This is a genomic window from Aequoribacter sp., from assembly GCF_965659035.1.
Classification (GTDB): Bacteria; Pseudomonadota; Gammaproteobacteria; order Pseudomonadales; family Halieaceae; genus Aequoribacter.
The window spans coordinates 15,455-35,053 of record NZ_CBFHWH010000018.1 but is presented as its reverse complement, the minus strand read 5'-3'; the positions used below and the strand labels follow the sequence as shown (position 1 = coordinate 35,053).

Here is a 19,599-nt window from a genome sequence, read left to right as displayed (position 1 = left end):
CCCTAGAAGCTTTCGCGACTGATTTCCAGATTTGGCGCCATAAACAGCCTGCGATTAAACCTATGGCGCTGAAGACCGATGGGCCGTTCAAAATTGGCCGTAAGTGGTATTCGCAGTTCTACGCCGATGCTGAGACGGCAACAGCCATTCAGCAAGGACTGAACGGGTTCCATCAGATTCCTGGCGTTACTCTACCCGCCGAGGCCAACCACGCGATTGATGACGGCCTTCCATTCATGGACTAAGGAGCACGATTAATGGATTACGCAAAAGCCGCAGCAGCAGTGCAGCAGTATATGGACGGTCTGACCGGCGAAGACGTCAACGTTATTGTTGATTTGTACGCTGACGATGCCCAAATTGAAGACCCAATCGGTAGCGATATCGTTTCGGGGCGAGAAGCCATCACGCAGTTTTACGGTGGTGTGCTGGCAAATATTAAGGGCGCAGAGTTATCGGGTCCGATTCGTGTGGCTGCCAATGAGGTCGCGTTCCCCTTCCAGATTACGATAGGTGCTGGCGATGCACCGATGTACATGGATATCATCGACGTTTTTAAATTTAACGACGAAGGCAAAGTGGTTTTAATGCGTGCATTCTGGGGTCCAGAAAATACGAGAAGCTAAAGTCTTAGGGAATCGCCAAAGCCCACTTCCTGTGGGCTTTTTTTGTGTCCTAAGAAAAGGTGACCAGACTTTTTAAAATCAGGCTGACCAGCATGGACTGTTGTGACACGCCGGTCTTGGCAAAAATTGAGCGTAGCTGCGCCCTTGCCGTGTTGCGTGCAATACCCAAATCACCCGCAGCCTGGTCTAGGTTAGCACCTTCCGCCAGATACTTGGCAAGCATGGCTTCAGCCCGCGTTAGACCATAAAGCGACATGAGCAAACGAATATCGATGTCGTAGCGCTTTTCCGGACCGTTAATAAACACGATCATATGCGGCGTGTGCCCAGGTTCTACGGTCTTATCGATCATCATCGGTTTGATTAGGATTTCGAGATCGGCTTTACCCGAGGGGCGGTCTACGGAGAGGGCGTTCACCGGCGCCGGGGCTTGGGCGCGTTGCGCTTGCACAACTTCCTCGATGTAGCCGTTTAACTTGGTTCTGGCGGCTTGGCTGTCGAGGTGAATGTGGTCGTTCACGATGTGAATGCCGTCTTTCTCGCGGATCAGTTCATCCGCTACGGCATTGCGGGTGATGACTTTGCCTCGCTCATCCAGCGTAATAATGCCGATCGACTGTTTGGAGATGGTTTTAGAATAAAGCTTTCGCTCGTTGTCTAATTGAATCAGCTGCATGCCGTTGGCAACGGCGCGTTGAATGTGAGGCGATAATAGCGTTAAAAACTCGCGTTCCTCGGGACCAAAATTATCGGCGGATTTAGGTCGCGCAAATCGCACGCTAAAGCGTTGGCCGTTAGCGTTACGCAGATCCATGCCAATCATGTGGTAAATGTCGAGCGGTACCATGCAAAAGCGGTAAAGCTCGGTTTCTTCGAGCGAGCTGTAGGGGTAGCACTCGTTCAAGGTGATCACCTGCCCCCACGGCAAGTTGGTCATCAGGTTGGCGGTGTAGTAACGGTCGGTATAGGGGTTGGTGTGATCGTCGATTAAGGTTTTTTGGAGCTTATCGCACGACACAAAGAGTAAACCGCCATCGTCGCCGGTAGGTTCGCGCATGGTAATAGATGCGAAGGTTGCGTCGATGGTTTGCCGCACACCATAAAGGAAATTGTTATACGGATCTTCCTCGATATGGCCGTCGTACAGGCAACCGATCAGTTTCGAAAACGCTTCGATGTCAGGCGTATTCATTGGTGTTATAAACCCTCGATTCACGGGTGACCACGAGCATCATTAGACACTATTTTTTGCGAGCGCCCAAGAACTATCGAACGCCAGTCCGGCTGGCGTTCGATTCAAAGTCGCTTAGCCGCGTTTTCTGGCCATCTCCATGGCGATGTCTTCGATCAAATCTTCTTGACCGCCAACGGTTTTACGATTGGCCATTTCTAGAAGAATTTCATGTGAGGGTACGCCATATTTTGCCTGTGCGCGTTTGGCGAACAGCAAGAACGACGAATAGGCGCCGGCGTAACCGAGCACGAGTGAGTCACGGCTTAAGCGCACGGGTTCATCCATAATGGGTAGTACATGATCCTCTGCTGCATCCATGAGCTTGAAGATATCGATACCGGTTTCTGCGCCCATGCGGTCCAACACCGCTGCCATCGCTTCCAGTGGTGTGTTGCCGGCGCCTGCGCCCAAGCCGGCGGCAGAACCGTCGATCCGGTTGGCGCCCGCCTCGATCGCAGCCAATGAGTTAGCGACACCCATTGCCATGTTGTGGTGGCCGTGAAAGCCAATCTCGGTTTCGGGGGCAAGCTCTGCACGCAGCAGTGCAATACGCTCGGTCACGTCATCGGGCAACATGTAGCCTGCAGAGTCAGTGCAGTAGATGCAGTTGGCGCCGTAAGACTCCATGAGTTTTGCTTGCTCTAAAATTTCTTCGGGTGAAATCATGTGAGCCATCATCAAAAAGCCCACGGTATCTAAACCCATGTCGCGGCCAAGATTGATATGCTGGCGCGAGACGTTAGCCTCGGTACAGTGTGTCGCTACGCGAATGGTCGAAATACCACAATCCGCTGCCATACGCAGGTGATCTACCGTGCCAATTCCTGGTAGTAGCAGGGCGGATACTTTGCTGGTGCTGACCGCATTCACAACCGCGGTGATGTACTCTTGATCGGTGTGGGCAGGGAATCCGTAGTTCACGGATGCGCCGCCTAGACCGTCACCGTGAGTTACCTCGATTAGGGGGACCTTGGCCGCGTCCAAGGCTTTAGCGATATCGACCATTTGATCGACTGATATCTGATGTCGTTGCGGGTGCATGCCGTCGCGCAATGACATGTCGTGAAGAGTAACTTTACGTCCTTGAATATTCATACTCACCTCTTATCCTGCAGCCAGTTTGCGGCGTGCAATCATCTCAGCCGTCTTTAGGCCAGCCGCCGTCATAATGTCTAGGTTGCCCGCGTACTTGGGCAAGAAATCCCCCAAGCCTTCGACCTCGACTGTGATCGTAACGCGATTGCCATCGATGATTGGGTCATTCAGCAGGCGATAGCCGGGAACGTAGGTTTGAACTTCTTTAACCATGTCTTTCACCGAAGCGGTAATTGCCTCGGCATCTGCTGGCTCTTTAGTTAAGCAGTGCACCGTGTCACGCATGATGAGCGGTGGTTCAGCGGGGTTGATAATAATGATGGCTTTGCCCTCGTCTGCGCCGCCAACTTGGGCAATCGCTGCTGAGGTGGTGCGGGTAAATTCATCGATGTTGTCGCGCGTGCCCATACCCACGGATTTTGAGGCAACGGTTGCGACAATTTCTGCGTAGCTTACAGGCTGCACACGGCTAACAGAGGCAACTAATGGAATGGTTGCTTGCCCACCACAAGTGACCATGTTCACGTTGTCTTTGGGGGTGTCGGCCATAATTGCATCGAGGTTTACCGGTGGCACACAGTAGGGGCCAATCGCGGCCGGTGTCAGGTCGATCATCATTACGCCCAGTTCGTTTAACTTGCGCGAGTTTTCGGCGTGAACATAGGCGGAGGTTGCGTCAAACGCGAAGTCTACGGGCGCTTCGTCAAAGGCTGCTACCAGTCCATCGACGCCATCGGTGCTGACGTGTAATCCGTATTCACGTGCACGCTTGATGCCGGCCGACTCTTCAATACCCACCATCCAAACGGGCTCGATGATATCGCTGCGCAGACACTTCATTAACAAATCGGTGCCTATGTTGCCAGGGCCGATAATGGCGGCCTTGAATTTTTTGGTCATAGTAAGTTCCCTTTTTGCGTCGCGTTAAACGGATTCACGCGTGTTAACGACAGGTGACGCTATCCCTAATAGTTAGATCGCTTTTTGTCTTAATCGCTAAAACGACAGCTGACCATGCTTGGTTCGATACCCTCGCCGGTCATAGTCATTTCAAACGTATCTCCTGATATTGCGCTTTCAAGAGGCACCAGTGATCCGGATAAGATGGCTTCGCCGGCTTTTAATACAATGCCGAATTCGCCAAGCGTATTTGCCAGCCACGCCACCGCAGTTAGCGGATTGCCCTGTACCGCTGAGCCTTCGCCCTCGCTCAAAAACTCGCCGTTTTTGGTCACAACGACTTTTAGCTTATCCAGCGCCAGACCCGTGGGGTCGATTTTATCTTTACCAAGCACGTATACACCGCATGAGGCGTTGTCAGCTACCGTGTCTTGAATTTTGATTTGCCAGTTGTGAATGCGAGAGTCCACGATTTCAAAGCACGGCGTTATGTAGTCGGTCGCAGCAAGCACCTGTTCTTCCGTCACGCCAGGGCCTTGTAGATCTTGTTTGAGCACGAAAGCGATTTCGCCTTCAGCTCGAGGCTGAATTAGATTACCTTTAACGGGAATGGTTGCGCCATCGTCGTAAGCCATAGCGTCGGTTAAAAACCCGAAGTCAGGCTGAAAGACCCCCAGCATGTTCTGAACCGCGGCAGAGGTAACGCCGATCTTTTTGCCCGTGATTATTTCGCCGTCTTGTTCGATCCGTGGTTTTAGCATCGCTTGCGAAATGTAATAGGCGTCCTCGATTTCGATGTCATCGAATCGATCGGTGAACGGTTCGACGGTGTGTTCGCCTCGCAGGGCTTGATACAACTCCAAGCCTAACGCTTCGCGCTGTTGTTCGGTAAGTGCCATAGTCTTACTCGTGAGTCAAAAAGTCGATGCAGGTACGGTTGAAAAACTCGGCGTATTCGACCATGACCCAGTGCCCGCAGTTGTTAAGCAGGTGAGCTTGCACATTAGGACAGTGGTCCAGGATCTTTTGCGTACCGCTGGCTGGGCAAAATTTGTCGTCTGTGCCCCAAAATAGCGCCACCGGGCAGTCGATTTTATGCAGCTGGTCGGTTACGTTAGGGATAGCCATAGTGGCGAGCACATGCGGATTTTGAATTTGCAGAGTCTCCCAGCGCTCTTGTACGAGTTCGTCGGTGACATGTTTGGGGTCGTGAACGAGCAGCGTCAGCAGCTCGGCCAAGACATCGCGAGTGAATTCGGGTGATCCCATCGGGAACTTCACCATTTCTTGAATCCCAATGCATTGAAAATAGGTCTCTCTTTCTTCAATGCCACCGGGCGCCATCAAGATGAGTTTTTCGACGCGTTGGGGGTGAGCTAATGCCATGCCAAGAGAGACGGCTCCACCTAAAGAATTACCTACCAAAGTAATTTTGTCGATGTTCAGGCCATCGAGTAAGCCCACGAGGTTTTCGACGAAAAAATCTAGGGTGTGATCGACATCGGTTGGCTTGGAGGTGAGCCCGTACCCCGGTTGGTCAAATACGATGCATCTAAAGCCAGCGTCTTGGAAGGCGGCAACGTTGAATTTGAAGTTGCTCCAACCACTAGCGCCTGGTCCGCTACCGTGAACAAAAACGACAACACCCCGCTCGGTATTTTGAGCAGGGTGATCGGTGTAGTGAATGGTGACGCGGCTAGAAACTTCTAGGTAGCGCCCCGATACTGAATTGGTCATAGAATTCCTAGATAAAGATGTCCGTGTTTTCCATGCCCAACTGCGTGCTACCTAGGTTGCGTGCAAAAGGTGTTGGGTTGTTAGCAACGTGGCAGCGCGCGATGTGGACATCGTGCCACAACTCCATCATGGGGTGGCCATTGAATACCGAACGGCCGCCGGCGGCGTCGTACAGTAAGTCCATGGCTTCGATCGCTTTTGGAATAACCAAGCTTGCTTGATAGCGGTATAAGATACGATCGTCGATGCTGGGCTTCCAGTTGGCCGCCTCCATTTTATCGAAGTTGCTAAACAGCACGGCTTCAAGCTCAGAGATGATATTTTTAACCTTCGCAACGCGTTCCTGGACTTCGACATCTGCCGCAAACTTGGTCATGTCGGTGGTGGTTTTGAATCCGCCTGAGCGTGTTTCGATGAAGATCTTTAGTGCCTTTTTCAGGGCGCCGATCGCAGGCGTATTGACCACCCGCACGAAGCCTTGTGCCCAAGATAAATCGTAGATTGCACTGTCTTGTTCATGCACGCAGTTGAAGCCGTCGTCGCGTTTGTGGCTCATGTGATCGGGCACGAAGATTGGCTCTTCAATAACGACATCATTTGAGCCTGTTGCTTGTAGACCCATAACGTCCCACGTGTCTTCGATGACGTACTGCGTGCGAGGTATTAAGAATGTTCGGTAACCTTCGTTAGCAACGATGCCGCCGAGCAACGCCCATGTACAGTGTTCTGATCCGGAGCTCCAACCCCAGCGACCCGAAACCATGCAGCCGCCTTCTACTTGCTCTACTTTTGCACCCACTGGGTTGTAGGAGCTACTTACGAGAGTATTTGGGTCTTCGCCGTACACAGTCTCTTGTGCTTTTTGATCCATCATCGCAATTTGGTAGGCGTGAATGGCAATAATGCCGCTGGCCCAGGCGTGGCTCATGTCCGCCTCGGCAATACGGATTTGCTCGCGGAAAAATTCTTGCGGGCGGCATTCTAAGCCTCCCCACTTTTTGGGCAAAAACATCTTAAAAAAGCCGCAGTCTTTTAACGCTTGCACGACTTCGTGTGACATTACGCGGTTTTTGCGAGCCTCGGGCGCTCTGGCTTCGATCAAGGCGATCGTAGAATCTGGTACTAAATAGGTCATTATGTTCTCCTCGCTGGGGTATGCCTTGTGCATGAACTGATGTTGGCAAAGTTGCCTGCCTGGTGCATACCCCGAATGAATTAACTGGTTTTAGCCTGGACTAGTCCTCATGGCCTACGCTGAAATCGTGGCCCCAAAAACTGGCAACGGTGCTTTGAAATACCGGGTAGTTATCCCAGTCTTCCACGGTGCGGCCCTCGGCGCCGTATTCGATATCAAAGCCTGCTGGGCTGCGCATGTAAAACGACACCATGTGGTCGTTGGCGTGCCGTCCCAAAGTGCCCGTTAGCTTAACGCCCCCGGCGATGCGTCTGTCGTTGCCAAGGCCAACTTCATCGACGCTGGGCACCTCAACCATGACGTGCACGCAGCCTGAGGGCAAGGGCATTTCGAATAAGCCTAGGCTGTGGTGTCGCTCATTGCAGTGCATAAACCACAGGCGTTTTTCGGGCTCGGCAGGATCTGGCGTAAACTTGATTTTCATCAAATCGGATAGGCCAAAGCCTAAAACCTCGGTGAAGAACGATGAGGTTTCGTCGAAGTTGGGTGCAGGCAGCACTACGTGGCCCATGCCTTGATTGCCTGTCACAAAGTGACTGACGCCCGCTGGCGAATTTAAGCGTTTGAAATCGGAAATCACGCCATAAAACACCTCGTGTTGGGTGCCCGACGGGTCTGTGAAGCTCAACAATTGTGTTACGCGGCGCTCGGCAATATGGTCGGCATCTGCCCATGTGATAGCTACACCTGCGGCTGTGAGAGCATCGGCAACTTCTAGTAGACCCGCCTCGCTGTTGGTTTCCCAGCCGCAAAAAGCAAATTGATCGGTATCACTTTTATTCACGATCAGGCGATATGGGTGGTCATCCATTTTGAACAGAGCGGTTGCGTCATCACACTCCAGACGTGCGCTGACGTCTTCTAGGCCCATGACATCGCAAGCAAAGGTTCGCCACTGCGATAGATCCGTAGAATTTACTCCGATGTAACCTAAGCTTTTAATGGCCATTGTGCTTCTCCTTATCGTAGCGTCCCATCGAGCGCCCCTTGGCGCAAAGTGGGTTTGAGTACTTTGCCTGATGCGTTTAACGGAAGGGCATCTAGAATAATGACCTTCCGCGGCGCCTTGTAATTCGCCATGTTGTCCCGCGCCCAGGCGCTAATTTCTGCGGCGTTTGCGGTTGCGCCTTGTTTTAACGTTACAAAAGCCCAGCCGACCTCGCCCATACGTTCATCAGGATAGCCAATAACCGCGGCTTGCACGACGTCCGCATGGCGTAAGAGCGTTGACTCGATTTCCGCTGGATAGCAGTTGAAACCTCCGCTGATATACATATCTTTCAAACGATCGGTAATCGTCAGGTTGCCCTCTTCGTCCATTCGGCCTACATCGCCGGTGTGGAGCCAGCCCTCTGTGTCGATGGTTTCTGCGGTGGCCTCAGGGTTATCTAGATAACCCTGCATGACATTAAAGCCTCGAATCACGATTTCACCTTGCTCACCCGCTGCGACTTCATTGCCCTGCTCATCAACGCAGCGTACTTCGACTGCGGGAATGGCGCGCCCGGATGTTTTGGCGATAGTGTCTGGTGCATCGCCTTGGCGGCACATGGTTGCTAGACCGCAGCTTTCCGATAAACCGTACGCTGTAATAATAGTGGAAATTTTTAGCTCATCGCGCATGGCAATGATGAGTTCGGTGGGGATTACCGCCGCACCTGTTGTGCATTTTGTTAGGCTTGCAAGTGAGTACTTGCTGCGATTGGGGTGGGCTAAAATCGATTGAAATATCGTCGGTGGTCCTGGCATGACAGTGATGTTTTCGTTGTCGATGCGCTCTAGGATTTTGTCCACATCAAATACGGCTTCGGGTAGCACTGTGCAGCCTTGGCTGAGACAGGCCAGCAGGCCTGCTTTAAACCCAAAGCTGTGAAAAAAGGGATTAATAATGAGATATCGATCGGTGTCGTTGAGCCCGAGGATTTCAGAAAACGTGGTAAAAGACTGAACGTTTTGTTGGTGCCCACAGAGCACGCCTTTGGCGCGACCGGTGGTGCCTGAAGTGAACATGATGTCGGAAATCGCCTCACCGGATATCGACAGCGCCTCATGCTCGATGGCTTCCTTGCCGTGCTCGGCGATCCATGCACGTCCTGTGTTTTGCAGTTCATCCCAATGTTGGGTGGCTGACGGCTCTGCTTTGCCTCGTAATTGAACGCGGTGTTTCAGGTGCGGTAGCTCTAGGTTGGCGATCATTCCCAGATAATCATTGCCTAAGAATTGCCCCATGACAAACAGTGTCGATGCCTGGCTGTCATTTAAAATAGCCGCGGCTTCCTCACCTTTGTATCGCGTATTGAGCGTCACGATTTGACCGCCCGCAAAATGCGTCCCGAACGCTGCAATGACCCACTCAGAAATATTGGGTGCCCATATCGCGGCTCGGTCGCCAGGTTTGAATCCTAGCTGTTTAAGGCCTGCGGCGGTCTCAATGCAGGCTTGCTTGAATTCCGAGAAGCTAAGTTGTGTGCCGTTTTCTTCTATGAAAGGACGGTCTTGATAAAGCTCGGCGGCTCGATAAATAAGCTCGACAGTGGTGTTTGGTGAGGAGTTTGGCACTGAAATAGATTCCAAGTTTCTAGAACGCAGACCCTAATGTAGTCCTCAGGTATTGTCATAGTCTACATGGATGATGAGGCATAGGGGCTGGGGAACCATAATGATCCTCTCATTCTTCGAATAGTAGACGCTGTGCTTTATGAATAAATTGCAAACAGCCGCAGAGGCCATTGCCTCGATAAAAAGCGGTATGACCATTGGGATCGGGGGCTGGGGTCCTCGCCGCAAGCCAATGGCCTTAGTGCGCGAGTTGATGCGCTCGGATGTCACCGACCTCACGGTTGTTGCTTATGGCGGCGCTGATGTCGGCATGTTGTGTGCGAGCGGCAAAGTTAAAAAAGTTATCTTTGCGTTTGTGTCTTTGGATTTTATGCCTTTAGAGCCCGGTTTCAGGGTTGCGCGCCAAAGCGGCGCCATAGAGGTACTAGAAATCGATGAAGGTATGATGCTGCAGGGTCTGCGCGCCGCCTCTTGGCGCATTCCGTTCATCCCGACGAATGTCGGCTTGGGAACCGACGTGGTCGCTCGCAACCCCGAATTGAAGGTTATCGATAGCCCTTACGACGACAAAGAGTGGGTGGCAATGCCGGCTCTAAATATGGATGTGGCACTGATCCACGCGACCCGTTGTGATGAGCGTGGCGTGTGTGAAATTGCAAGCCCCGACGTTTACATGGATGACTTGTTCGCGCGCGCGGCAAAGCACACTATTGTGTCGTGTGATGAAGTCGTGCCAACGGAACATTTTGCCGATCCGGCCGTCGCGCGATCGGTGTTCTGGGAGCGTTGTCACACTCAGTCTGTGGTGCACATTCCCGGTGGGGCGCACCCTAGCTCGTCTGACCCTCTGTACGGCTTTGATGTTAAGCATTTTAAAGCGTACGGCGAAGCGGTAGGTGCGGGTGAGTTTGATGCCTACGTCGATGCGCACGTGCGCGGCAAAACTGAACAAGATTATCAAGCAGCTGTGGGTGGCTTGGATGCCATCCAAGCGTTGCCTTTGCCCGCGTATTAAGGAGTAAGACAATGAGTGAAGTAGCCTCAAGCTACAGCTTGGCAGAACTGATGGTCGTTGCCGCCTCGCGGGTGTTTGATAACGAAGGTGAAGTATTGGCGACGGGTATTGGCTTGTTGCCTCGCTTGGCCGCGAGTTTAGCGATGAGCACAACCAATCCCGATTTGATGATGACCGACAGCCAGTCGTTTTTGCTGTCTAAACCCAACCCGGTGTCAGGCATGAAAAGCCATGCGGGTCAGGCCAACGAGACTTGGCTGGGTTTTCGGGCGGTCTTTGATAACGTTTGGAGTGGCAAACGTCACGCCATGGTGGGTCCCAGTCAGATTGACCGCTTTGGGCAGGCGAACATCTCAGCCTTGGGCGGCACCTATCAGCAACCCAAAGTGCAGCTGCTAGGCGTTCGAGGCTTTCCTGGCAACTCCATATCACACGGCAACTCGTTTTTTGTGCCCAAACATTCGACTCGCGTGTTCGTTGAGGGTGAATGTGATGTGGTGGGTTCTATTGGATATAACCCCGATCGATTACCTAAGGGCTACAGCTTAGATGATATTGACGTGCGCACCGTCATTACCGATTTGTGCGTGATGGATTTTAATGGTCCAAATCATCAAATGCGCATTGTGAGCTTGCACCCTGGTGTGACGGAGCAAGAAGTCCGCGATAATACGGGCTTTGAGTTGGCTGTGGCCGATAATCTCGGTGTGACGCCAGCGCCTACGGTTGAGCAACTTGCTATTATTGCTGAGCTTGACCCGCTGAATGCGCGCGCTAAGCAGCTAAAAGATAACCCGCCCGGCGATCGCCGAGGCTAAGGCAGGAGACATCATGTCGGATAAACCCGAATTCAATTACGACGCCCCCACAGTCAAATACGAGGTCGAAGAGGGCATTGCCTATGTGACCATGGCGCGACCTGAGTACAACAATGCGCAGAATGGCAAAATGACTTACGAGTTGGATGCTGCGTTTCGTAAAGCGGTGGCCGACGACGATGTCAAAGTGATTGTGTTGCGTGGCGAGGGCAAGCATTTTTCGGCTGGCCACGATATCGGCACGCCCGGACGCGATGTACATTTGCCTCAAGAACGCGTGACGATGTGGTACGACCACTCGAATAAGGAAGGCGGTGAGTATCTGTACGTGCGCGAGGCCGAAGCGTATTTAGGTATGTGCCGCCGCTGGCGTGAGATTCCCAAGCCTACCATCGCTGCCGTTCAGGGCGCTTGTATCGCTGGTGGTTTGATGTTGGCTTGGGTCTGTGACCTGATTGTCGCGACTGACGATGCGTTTTTCTCAGATCCTGTCGTGCGCATGGGTATCCCGGGTGTGGAGTATTTTGCGCATCCTTTCGAGTTGCACCCTCGCATTGCAAAAGAATTTTTGTTCACTGGCGAGAAAATGTCGGCCGAGCGCGCCTATCAAATGGGAATGGTCAATCGTATCTCGACCCGTGAAACGCTGGCGGATGACGTGAAAGCCTTAGCTCAGAAAGTCGGCGCTATGCCTCGTCTTGGTTTGGCTTTGACCAAACAAGCCATCAACCACATTGAAGATTTGCAAGGTAAACGTACCGGCATGGATGCCGTATTTGCGTGGCATCACTTTACTCATGCGCACAACGACTTGGTGTCGGGTGACAAATTGGGCGGTTATGACGCGAAAGCGATGGCCCGCGAAAACAAAAAAGAAGACTAAGTACGAGGTTATTGGGGATGGATCTACTGTACACGCCAAGCCAAACTCAGTTTAGAGAAGAAGTTCGTGCTTGGCTGGCGGCGCATGTGCCTGCGAAAAAGCTGGCTTCTTTCGATACTGCCGAGGGGTTCGAGCAGCACCGGCAATGGGAAAAAACCTTGGCCGCTGGCAATTGGGGCATGGTGACTTGGCCCAAAGAATACGGTGGTCGAGCCTGCGATTTGATCGAGTGGCTGATCTTTGAAGAAGAGTATTACCGTGCCGGAGCGCCATTACGCGTGAACCAAAACGGTATTTTCTTGTTGGGTCCCACTTTAATGGAATATGGCACCGACGCGCAAAAAGAACGCTTTATCAGTGCTATGGCAAGTGGTGAAGAGATCTGGGCGCAGGCCTGGTCTGAGCCCAACGCAGGTTCCGACATGGCGGCAATTCGCTGCCGCGCGGATCGCGATGGCGACGAATTTGTCATTAACGGCCAAAAAATATGGTCTACTCGCGCGGTATTTGCTGATTATGCCTTTGGTTTGTTTCGTACCGATCCCGAGTCGAGCCGGCATCACGGTTTGTCGTTTATTCTGGTGCCGCTAGATGCCCCAGGTGTTACGGTACGTCCCATCGAGCAGCTCAACGGCTTGCCCGGTTTTGCCGAAATCTTTTTTGATAACGTGCGCGTGTCCGATTTTAATTTGCTTGGGGGTGAAAACCAGGGCTGGCAAATTGCCATGTCGACCGCGGGTTTTGAGCGCGGCTTGATGCTTCGCTCACCTGCGCGTTTTCAGCAGGCTTCACGTCGATTGGTTGAACTGTATCGCAAGCGCCGTAACGACATCCTAGATCTCTCTATCGAAGATTCGGTCGTGCGCTGCTACATGGACGCGGAGGCTTACGCTTTATCGACTTACCAAACTGCTTCGCGCTTGGTTGCGGGCGGCCATATTGGTGCTGAGTCTTCGTGCAACAAAATTTTCTGGTCGGAATTGGATATTCGCATTCATGAAACCGCGCTCAGTTTGCTGGGTGCGCGTGCCGAGGTCGAGCCGGAAACCGCTGAGGATCACGCAGAGCTTGGCAGTTGGCTCGACGGTTTCTTGTTCAGCCAATCTGGCCCCATCTATGCGGGCACCAACGAGATTCAACGTAACATCATTGCTGAGCGTATGCTCGGAATGCCACGTAAATAAGGTCGGGTAGGCACTATGGATTTTACATTTACAGACGATCAGCTGGCTTTCCGTGATTCGGTGCAATCGATGCTGGAAAACGAGGTCACCACGACCTCGATTCGTGAGCGCTGGGCCAGCGACACTGGCGAAAACGCCGATATGCTAAATACTCTTAACGAAATGGGCATGAACTCTCTACTCGTGCCTGAATCGTGCGGGGGTTTGGGCATGGATTTGGTGGATTTTGTGTTATTAGCAGAGGCTTGCGGCAAAGCGGCGCTGCCCGAATCGATTGTCGAAGACGCAGTCGTTGCCGGCGGTTTATTAGCAGACCTACTCGTAGTGGGCAAAAACACTGATCAGGTGCAGGAACTGTTGGGCGCGATGGCGGCAGGTGAGGCCCGAGTGGGTTGTGCGCACATCATTAACCCCTACAGCAATTTTGCGCAGCGCAAAGACTGGATGTTGCTGGCCAACGGTAACGACGTACATTTGGTTCCCAATTCGGAGCTTAAATTTACCGCCTTGAAAAGCGTCGACCCGAGCCGTCGGTTGCAGAAAGTTGATTGGACACCTTCGCGTAAAACCCGTGTTGCTGACGGTGAGGTGGGCGCTGGCTTGCAGCGAGCGACCTTAAATCGAGGTGCACTGGCTGCGGCGGCGCAGTTGTTGGGCTTGGCGCAAGCCATGGTGCAGCAGGCTGTTGATTATGCCTCGACCCGTGAGCAGTTTGGTAAGGCTATTGGCACCAATCAAGCGGTGAAGCACTTGATGGCGGATTGTGCGGTGCAGATTGAGTTTGCAAAACCCGCCGTTTACCGCGCTGCCTACACCGTAGGGGTTGCACCACAACGTGCGGATTGGGCGGTTAGTCACGCCAAAACTGCAGCGGGCGCGGCAGCAGAGCTGAGTGCACGCAATGCGACCCAAGTGCACGGCGCTATGGGTTACACCTGGGAGTGCGATTTGCACATTTGGGTGAAGCGCGCTTGGGCTTTGGCCAAAGAGTGGGGTGACGCGGGCTTCCACAAAAATCGCATCCACGAATGGTTGCTACAACCCAATGCCTTATTGGGCCCTGAATTTACATTTGGTAAGCGTTACATCGACAACAGCGAAAGCGCTGCCGCCTAAAAGGAACTGCATATGTCTACACCTCAAGCCTACATTGTCGATGCTGTTCGATCGCCCACAGGCCGTCGTCGCGGATCGCTTGCCCAGGTTCATGGCGCTGATTTGGGTGCTCATGTACTTAAAGCCATTGTCGAACGCAACGGGATTCCCGATAACGAATACGACGACGTCATTTTTGGTTGTGTCGATACCATCGGGCCCTTGGCTGGCGATATCGCCCGCACTTGCTGGTTAGCGGCGGGTTTGTCAGATGAGGTGCCGGGGACAACAGTCGATCGCCAGTGTGGCAGCTCGCAGCAAGCCGTGCACTTTGCGGCGCAAGCGATTATGTCAGGCACTATGGATGTGGTCGTGGCAGGTGGTGTGCAAACGATGTCATCGATTCCTATTTCATCGGCGATGTTAGCGGCGCAGCCTTTGGGTTTTGACAACCCCTTTTCTGGCAGCACGGGTTGGCAGGCGCGTTATGGCGATGTTCCGGTGTCTCAGTTTAATTCGGCGCAAATGATAGCCGATAAGTGGAACATCAGCCGTCAAGCGATGGAAGAGTTTGCACTCGAATCGCATCGTCGCGGAATTGCGGCGACTCAGGCCGGTTATTTTGATCGTGAAATCGTGCCCTTTGGCGATTTGAAGTACGACGAAACTATGCGCGAAACTTCGCTCGAGAAAATGGCCGAGCTTGCCGCCTTAATGGAAGGCGGCACTATTACTGCCGGTGTCTCGAGCCAGACCTGCGATGCCTCATCGGCTGTCTTGGTGGTATCAGAAGCTGCGTTGAAACGTTACAACCTGACCCCGCGCGCTCGTATTGCGCACATGAGTGTGCGTGCTGCCGATCCGATCTGGATGTTAACCGCACCGATTCCGGCGACTGAATACGCCATGAAAAAATCGGGCATGTCGTTAAACGATATCGGCTTGGTCGAGATCAACGAGGCCTTTGCTTCCGTGCCCATGGCGTGGTTGCAAGAAACTGGCTATCCGTATGAACAAACCAACGTCAATGGCGGCGCCATTGCTCTGGGGCACCCACTGGGTGCTACCGGCACCAAATTAATGACGACTCTGTTACATGAGATGGAGCGTCGCAACGTGCGTTATGGCTTACAAACCATGTGTGAAGGTGGTGGCCAAGCCAACGTAACTATTTTAGAAAAGTTATAAGGTAAAAAGATGACAGGTATTTGCCAAGATCGAGTTGTTATCGTCACCGGCGCAGGTGGTGGCTTGGGCGCTGCGCACGCGCGAGTGCTGGCGTCGGAAGGCGCGTGCGTGATTGTTAATGACATCAATCAAGACGCCGCACAGCGTGTTGTGGATGAAATTGTCGCCGCGGGCGGACGAGCGGCGATTAATGACTCGGATATTACCAACTATGCTGACAGTCAGCGTGCAGTTTCGCAGGCCATCGAGACTTTTGGTGGATTACACGGCGTGGTGAATAACGCAGGCGTTAACCGTGATCGTATGTTTGCGTCCATGACCGAGCAAGAGTGGGACACCATTATGGCGGTCCATTTAAAGGGCCACTTTTGCATTACCTCACACGCCGTTCAATATTGGCGTCACTTGTCCAAAACAGGTGGGTCGGTCTCAGGGCGCATTGTGAACACCACCTCGGGCGCAGGTCTTCAAGGATCGATTGGTCAGTCAAACTACGCAGCCGCAAAAGCCGGTATTGCCGCCTTAACACTCAACCAAGCCGCTGAATTGGCGCGCTACGGTATTACCGCGAACGCTATTGCACCGGTCGCGCGAACAGGTATGACCACAGCAGTACCGGAAATGGCAGCGCGTATGGCAGCACCTGAAGATGGCAGCTTTGACTCGTTTGCACCAGAAAACGTGTCGTCCTTGGTGACGTGGCTGTGTTCGGAAGCATCAGCTCATTTGACCGGTCGGGTACTTGAAGCCGAGGGTGGTCGTTTGTGCATCGCCGATGGTTGGCGCACGACACAAGGCGTAGATAAAGGTAGCCGTTGGGCGCCAGCAGAAGTTGGTGACGCCATCGAGCAATTGTTGAACACCGAAGTGCCCGCACAAAAAATCTGGGGAGCCTAGTCGCACCATGGAATTTGCGTTTACCGAAGAGCAGGTCATGATTTTTGATACGGCTGACGCTTTTTTGTCAGAGGTATCGACTGCACCTGCAATCCGAGAAGCTATGCAGACTGATTTGGGCTATGACTCAAAGGTTTGGGAGCGCTTGTGTCAAGAAATGTACTGGCAGGCAATTCTTATTCCCGAGGAGCACGACGGTTTAGGTCTAGGGTTTGTCGAGTTGGTGGGCATACTCGAGCGCATGGGTATGCGTTTATTTAATGCGCCATTTGCGGATACTGCTGCGGTGATCACTGCACTGCTGAAGTGGGGCAGTGATGAACAGCAAGCAGAGTATTTTGGGCGGTTGATGGCAGGCGAGAGCGCAACGATCGCGGTGATCGATCGTGCCAGAGAGTGGTCGACCGATGCCGTTACAGCGACAGCCACGTCAACAGACTCTGGCTATGAATTGTCGGGCACTTACCGCTTTGTAAGCCATGGTCACAGTGCTGATATGCTCTTGGTTGCAGCTCGAGTGCCGGGCTCCGAAGGCTCGCAAGGTGTCGGTTTGTTTTTGGTGGATGCAAACGCCGAGGGCGTAAGCCGCAAGCGAGTACCGACGATGGATCAAACCCGACCTTTAGCCGAGCTCACGCTGGACAAGGTGCAGGTGGCCACTACCGCCAGCTTGGGTTGCCCTGGTAACGCAGGCGAGGCTTTGACACAGTTGGTGGATGTTCTGTCGATTTTTGTAGCGGCTGACCAGTTAGGTGGCGCGCAAGCAAGCCTGGACATGACGGTCGACTACTTGCAAGAGCGCGTGCAGTTTGGGCGCACGATTGCCTCGTTTCAGGCGGTTAAGCACAAGTGCGCCGATATGATGCTAAAAGTAGAGGCCTCGCGTTCGATCGTGTATTACGCGGCCTGTGCGATTGATGAATGGGTGCAGGGTCGGTATGACGCAGCGCAGTTAGCGGAAGCAGCGAGCATGACCAAAGCGTATTGTAGCGATACATTTTTCTTTGTTGCGGGCTGCGGCATTCAGCTGTTTGGTGGTGTGGGCATAACCGAAGAGTACGACATACAGCTGTATTTTAAGCGCGCTAAGTCGACCGAAACCTTCTTGGGTGCGGGTGCTGAGCACCGCGAGCGTATTGCACAGATGTTACTAGCGGGGGAGTGCTGAAATGAAGTTAAGCTTCAGTGCCGAAGACGAGCAGTTTAGACAAGAAGTGGCTGATTGGCTGGCCGCTAACCTGTGTGGTGAATTCGAGCCGATCCGTTTTCGCGGTGGTCCTGGCGATGAGCACAGCTTTGTCGCTGAGCGTAAAGCTTGGGAACAGAAACTTGCCGAGGGTGGCTGGACGGCGATTGGCTGGCCTAAAGAATTCGGTGGACGTGGCTGCAGTATCGAGCAACAAGTGATCTTCAACGAAGAGTACGCGCGCGCTGGCGGCCCCGGGCGTATGGGACATATTGGCGAGACCTTGGTGGGTCCGACCTTGATCGCTTACGGCACTGCCGAGCAAAAAGAAAAGTACCTGCCCGGTATTCTCGCGGGTAAAGACCTGTGGTGCCAAGGGTATTCCGAGCCGAGTGCAGGTTCTGATTTAGCCAACGTAAAAACCAAAGCGCAGTTTGATGAAGGCGCTCAACAGTGGGTGTTGAACGGTCAAAAAGTCTGGACATCCTTAGCGCATGAGTCCCAGTTTTGTTTTGTTGTGGCCCGCACCGACCCGGCGAGCATTGGGCAAAAAGGTTTGGGCTTTTTCTTGGTGGATATGGACCAGCCTGGCGTCACAATTCGGCCAATCGTGCAGCTGACGGGTACCTCTGAGTTCAATGAGGTGTTCTTTGATAATGCAGTTTGTGGTGCTGGCGACATTGTTGGCGAACCGGGCGATGGCTGGCGTGTCGCCATGGCGCTGTTGGGCTTCGAACGCGGGGTATCGACTCTCGGGCAGCAAATGCTGTTTCAGTCGGAGCTTGACGAGGTGGTCAAAATTGCCAAAGAAAATGGCGCTGCGAATGACCCTGCAATTCGGCAGCGGTTGGCGGATGCACATATCGGCCTGAGAATCATGCGCTACAACAGTATGCGTATGATGTCGGGTGGAGAAGACGGCTCACTCCAGAAAGAGGCCATGATTTACAAGTTGTATTGGGCGTCGTGGCACCGCAATTTGGGTAAGTTGGCTATGGATGTGCTAGGTCCTGAAAGCGAGTTATTGGTGGATGCGCCTTATGAGTTGAACCGCCTGCAGTCATTGTTCCTGTTCACCCGTGCCGATACGATCTACGGTGGCACCAACCAAATTCAACGTAACTTGATTGCTGAGCGCGCGCTGGGCATGCCCCGTGAGCCACGCGGTACGGCTTAATAAGGTATAACCCTATGTCTACAAACATTCCAAATTATGTTCCTGGCCACAATCTACTCGCCGGAAAATCCGTATTGATTACGGCTGCAGCCGGCGCCGGTATCGGCTTTGCTGCCGCTCAAAAGTCAGTAGAAGAGGGCGCGCGGGCACTCGTTATTAGCGATGTACACGAGGGGCGTTTGGCGCAAGCGGTAGAAACTTTGCAGGCCATAAATCCTGAGTGCAAAGTCTCGGGTAAGCTCTGCAATGTCACCGTCGAGGAAGATGTGCAGGCGTTAATTCGACACGCCGAAGACGCCACTGGCGGTGTAGATGTGTTGATCAACAATGCCGGACTGGGTGGCACTAAACTGTTGGTGGATATGACCGACGAGGAGTGGGACCGGGTTCTAGATATTACCTTAACTGGAACGATGCGCATGACGCGTGCGATGATGCGGATCATGCAAACGCGCGGAGCGGGTGTGATCGTTAACAACGCATCTGTATTGGGATGGCGCGCGCAAAAAGAGCAGTGCCACTATGCGGCGGCTAAAGCTGGTGTTATGGCCCTAACACGCTGTGCGGCGATAGAAGCCGCTGAGTTTGGCGTACGCATTAATGCCGTATCCCCCAGTATTGCGCTACACGCATTTTTAAAGAAAACCACGCCGCCAGAATTGCTGGAGAAACTGGCCGAAAAAGAGGCCTTTGGACGCGCCGCTGAGGTGTGGGAAGTGGCGAACGTGATGATGTTTCTAGCGTCGGATTATTCGAGTTACATGACTGGCGAAATTGTGTCGGTATCGAGCCAGCACCCATAATTAAAAA

19 protein-coding genes and 1 pseudogene are annotated in these 19,599 nt (G+C 53.0%); 12 read left to right on the top strand and 8 right to left on the bottom strand.

Going from position 1 to position 19,599, the window contains the following annotated elements:
- Both ACTF5Z_RS04950 and ACTF5Z_RS04945 read left to right on the top strand, forming a co-directional pair.
- A pseudogene (locus ACTF5Z_RS04950) lies at positions 1-245 on the top strand (Rieske 2Fe-2S domain-containing protein); the annotation flags it as partial.
- A 12-nt stretch (positions 246-257) separates the two neighbouring features.
- Positions 258-626, top strand: a complete 369-nt coding sequence (locus tag ACTF5Z_RS04945; protein ID WP_438984726.1) for a nuclear transport factor 2 family protein — start codon at positions 258-260, stop codon at positions 624-626.
- A gap of 49 nt (positions 627-675) precedes the next feature.
- Here the strand turns inward: ACTF5Z_RS04945 and ACTF5Z_RS04940 are convergent, their stop codons facing one another.
- The 8 genes from ACTF5Z_RS04940 to ACTF5Z_RS04905 all read right to left on the bottom strand — a co-directional run bounded on the left by ACTF5Z_RS04940 (position 676) and on the right by ACTF5Z_RS04905 (position 9,346).
- Positions 676-1,818 carry a helix-turn-helix transcriptional regulator gene (locus ACTF5Z_RS04940; RefSeq protein WP_423849418.1) on the bottom strand — a complete coding sequence of 381 codons (1,143 nt, stop codon included), beginning with the start codon at positions 1,816-1,818 and terminating at the stop codon, positions 676-678.
- Positions 1,819-1,932: 114 nt separating this feature from the next.
- Positions 1,933-2,955, bottom strand: a complete 1,023-nt coding sequence (gene dmpG, locus ACTF5Z_RS04935) for a 4-hydroxy-2-oxovalerate aldolase (protein ID WP_423849417.1) — start codon at positions 2,953-2,955, stop codon at positions 1,933-1,935.
- A 9-nt stretch (positions 2,956-2,964) separates the two neighbouring features.
- Positions 2,965-3,855 carry an acetaldehyde dehydrogenase (acetylating) gene (locus tag ACTF5Z_RS04930; RefSeq protein WP_423849416.1) on the bottom strand — a complete coding sequence of 297 codons (891 nt, stop codon included), beginning with the start codon at positions 3,853-3,855 and terminating at the stop codon, positions 2,965-2,967.
- An 89-nt stretch (positions 3,856-3,944) separates the two neighbouring features.
- On the bottom strand, positions 3,945-4,754 hold the full coding sequence (locus tag ACTF5Z_RS04925; protein ID WP_423849415.1) for a fumarylacetoacetate hydrolase family protein: 810 nt from the start codon (positions 4,752-4,754) through the stop codon (positions 3,945-3,947).
- Positions 4,755-4,758: 4 nt separating this feature from the next.
- Positions 4,759-5,592 (bottom strand): alpha/beta fold hydrolase, encoded by an 834-nt coding sequence (locus tag ACTF5Z_RS04920; protein WP_423849414.1) that lies wholly within the window; start codon positions 5,590-5,592, stop codon positions 4,759-4,761.
- Positions 5,593-5,599: 7 nt separating this feature from the next.
- Positions 5,600-6,727 (bottom strand): flavin-dependent monooxygenase, encoded by a 1,128-nt coding sequence (locus ACTF5Z_RS04915; protein WP_423855045.1) that lies wholly within the window; start codon positions 6,725-6,727, stop codon positions 5,600-5,602.
- Between the two features lie 100 nt (positions 6,728-6,827).
- Positions 6,828-7,736, bottom strand: coding sequence for a VOC family protein (locus tag ACTF5Z_RS04910; protein WP_438984725.1), 909 nt, complete (start codon positions 7,734-7,736; stop codon positions 6,828-6,830).
- A gap of 11 nt (positions 7,737-7,747) precedes the next feature.
- Entirely contained in the window at positions 7,748-9,346 is a 1,599-nt protein-coding gene (locus ACTF5Z_RS04905; protein WP_438984724.1) for a FadD3 family acyl-CoA ligase, read from the bottom strand.
- Positions 9,347-9,485: 139 nt separating this feature from the next.
- On the opposite strand from ACTF5Z_RS04905, the gene ACTF5Z_RS04900 reads away from it, so the two are divergent.
- Genes ACTF5Z_RS04900 through ACTF5Z_RS04855 form a run of 10 tightly spaced genes read left to right on the top strand, consistent with a single transcriptional unit; the run spans position 9,486 to position 19,592 of the window.
- Positions 9,486-10,361, top strand: coding sequence for a CoA transferase subunit A (locus tag ACTF5Z_RS04900; protein ID WP_423849859.1), 876 nt, complete (start codon positions 9,486-9,488; stop codon positions 10,359-10,361).
- Between the two features lie 11 nt (positions 10,362-10,372).
- Positions 10,373-11,179, top strand: coding sequence for a CoA-transferase subunit beta (locus ACTF5Z_RS04895; RefSeq protein WP_423849860.1), 807 nt, complete (start codon positions 10,373-10,375; stop codon positions 11,177-11,179).
- 13 nt (positions 11,180-11,192) lie between these two features.
- Entirely contained in the window at positions 11,193-12,062 is an 870-nt protein-coding gene (locus tag ACTF5Z_RS04890) for an enoyl-CoA hydratase (protein ID WP_423849861.1), read from the top strand.
- Between the two features lie 17 nt (positions 12,063-12,079).
- Positions 12,080-13,246 (top strand): acyl-CoA dehydrogenase family protein, encoded by a 1,167-nt coding sequence (locus ACTF5Z_RS04885; protein WP_438984723.1) that lies wholly within the window; start codon positions 12,080-12,082, stop codon positions 13,244-13,246.
- 15 nt (positions 13,247-13,261) lie between these two features.
- Complete coding sequence (locus tag ACTF5Z_RS04880; protein ID WP_438984722.1) at positions 13,262-14,362, top strand: acyl-CoA dehydrogenase family protein; 1,101 nt, start codon at positions 13,262-13,264, stop codon at positions 14,360-14,362.
- 12 nt (positions 14,363-14,374) lie between these two features.
- Positions 14,375-15,529, top strand: a complete 1,155-nt coding sequence (locus tag ACTF5Z_RS04875) for an acetyl-CoA C-acetyltransferase (RefSeq protein WP_438984721.1) — start codon at positions 14,375-14,377, stop codon at positions 15,527-15,529.
- 9 nt (positions 15,530-15,538) lie between these two features.
- On the top strand, positions 15,539-16,426 hold the full coding sequence (locus ACTF5Z_RS04870; RefSeq protein ID WP_423853512.1) for an SDR family oxidoreductase: 888 nt from the start codon (positions 15,539-15,541) through the stop codon (positions 16,424-16,426).
- Positions 16,427-16,433: 7 nt separating this feature from the next.
- Complete coding sequence (locus ACTF5Z_RS04865) at positions 16,434-17,594, top strand: acyl-CoA dehydrogenase family protein (protein ID WP_438984720.1); 1,161 nt, start codon at positions 16,434-16,436, stop codon at positions 17,592-17,594.
- Between the two features lies 1 nt (position 17,595).
- A complete protein-coding gene (locus ACTF5Z_RS04860) occupies positions 17,596-18,789 on the top strand; it encodes an acyl-CoA dehydrogenase family protein (RefSeq protein ID WP_438984719.1) in 1,194 nt (397 codons plus the stop codon).
- A gap of 14 nt (positions 18,790-18,803) precedes the next feature.
- Positions 18,804-19,592 (top strand): SDR family oxidoreductase, encoded by a 789-nt coding sequence (locus tag ACTF5Z_RS04855; RefSeq protein WP_438984718.1) that lies wholly within the window; start codon positions 18,804-18,806, stop codon positions 19,590-19,592.
- Positions 19,593-19,599: the final 7 nt, after the last annotated feature.

Bases quoted from the DNA above. Each gene is read 5' to 3' on its own strand.
- ACTF5Z_RS04915 (WP_423855045.1), bottom strand. From the start codon at position 6,727: ATGACCTATTTAGTACCAGATTCTACGATCGCCTTGATCGAAGCCAGA.
- dmpG (WP_423849417.1), bottom strand. From the start codon at position 2,955: ATGAATATTCAAGGACGTAAAGTTACTCTTCACGACATGTCATTGCGC.
- ACTF5Z_RS04865 (WP_438984720.1), top strand. From the start codon at position 16,434: ATGGAATTTGCGTTTACCGAAGAGCAGGTCATGATTTTTGATACGGCT.
- ACTF5Z_RS04890 (WP_423849861.1), top strand. From the start codon at position 11,193: ATGTCGGATAAACCCGAATTCAATTACGACGCCCCCACAGTCAAATAC.
- ACTF5Z_RS04940 (WP_423849418.1), bottom strand. From the start codon at position 1,818: ATGAATACGCCTGACATCGAAGCGTTTTCGAAACTGATCGGTTGCCTG.
- ACTF5Z_RS04930 (WP_423849416.1), bottom strand. From the start codon at position 3,855: ATGACCAAAAAATTCAAGGCCGCCATTATCGGCCCTGGCAACATAGGC.
- ACTF5Z_RS04870 (WP_423853512.1), top strand. From the start codon at position 15,539: ATGACAGGTATTTGCCAAGATCGAGTTGTTATCGTCACCGGCGCAGGT.
- ACTF5Z_RS04895 (WP_423849860.1), top strand. From the start codon at position 10,373: ATGAGTGAAGTAGCCTCAAGCTACAGCTTGGCAGAACTGATGGTCGTT.
- ACTF5Z_RS04900 (WP_423849859.1), top strand. From the start codon at position 9,486: ATGAATAAATTGCAAACAGCCGCAGAGGCCATTGCCTCGATAAAAAGC.
- ACTF5Z_RS04860 (WP_438984719.1), top strand. From the start codon at position 17,596: ATGAAGTTAAGCTTCAGTGCCGAAGACGAGCAGTTTAGACAAGAAGTG.
- ACTF5Z_RS04885 (WP_438984723.1), top strand. From the start codon at position 12,080: ATGGATCTACTGTACACGCCAAGCCAAACTCAGTTTAGAGAAGAAGTT.
- ACTF5Z_RS04945 (WP_438984726.1), top strand. From the start codon at position 258: ATGGATTACGCAAAAGCCGCAGCAGCAGTGCAGCAGTATATGGACGGT.
- ACTF5Z_RS04920 (WP_423849414.1), bottom strand. From the start codon at position 5,592: ATGACCAATTCAGTATCGGGGCGCTACCTAGAAGTTTCTAGCCGCGTC.
- ACTF5Z_RS04880 (WP_438984722.1), top strand. From the start codon at position 13,262: ATGGATTTTACATTTACAGACGATCAGCTGGCTTTCCGTGATTCGGTG.
- ACTF5Z_RS04925 (WP_423849415.1), bottom strand. From the start codon at position 4,754: ATGGCACTTACCGAACAACAGCGCGAAGCGTTAGGCTTGGAGTTGTAT.
- ACTF5Z_RS04855 (WP_438984718.1), top strand. From the start codon at position 18,804: ATGTCTACAAACATTCCAAATTATGTTCCTGGCCACAATCTACTCGCC.
- ACTF5Z_RS04875 (WP_438984721.1), top strand. From the start codon at position 14,375: ATGTCTACACCTCAAGCCTACATTGTCGATGCTGTTCGATCGCCCACA.
- ACTF5Z_RS04910 (WP_438984725.1), bottom strand. From the start codon at position 7,736: ATGGCCATTAAAAGCTTAGGTTACATCGGAGTAAATTCTACGGATCTA.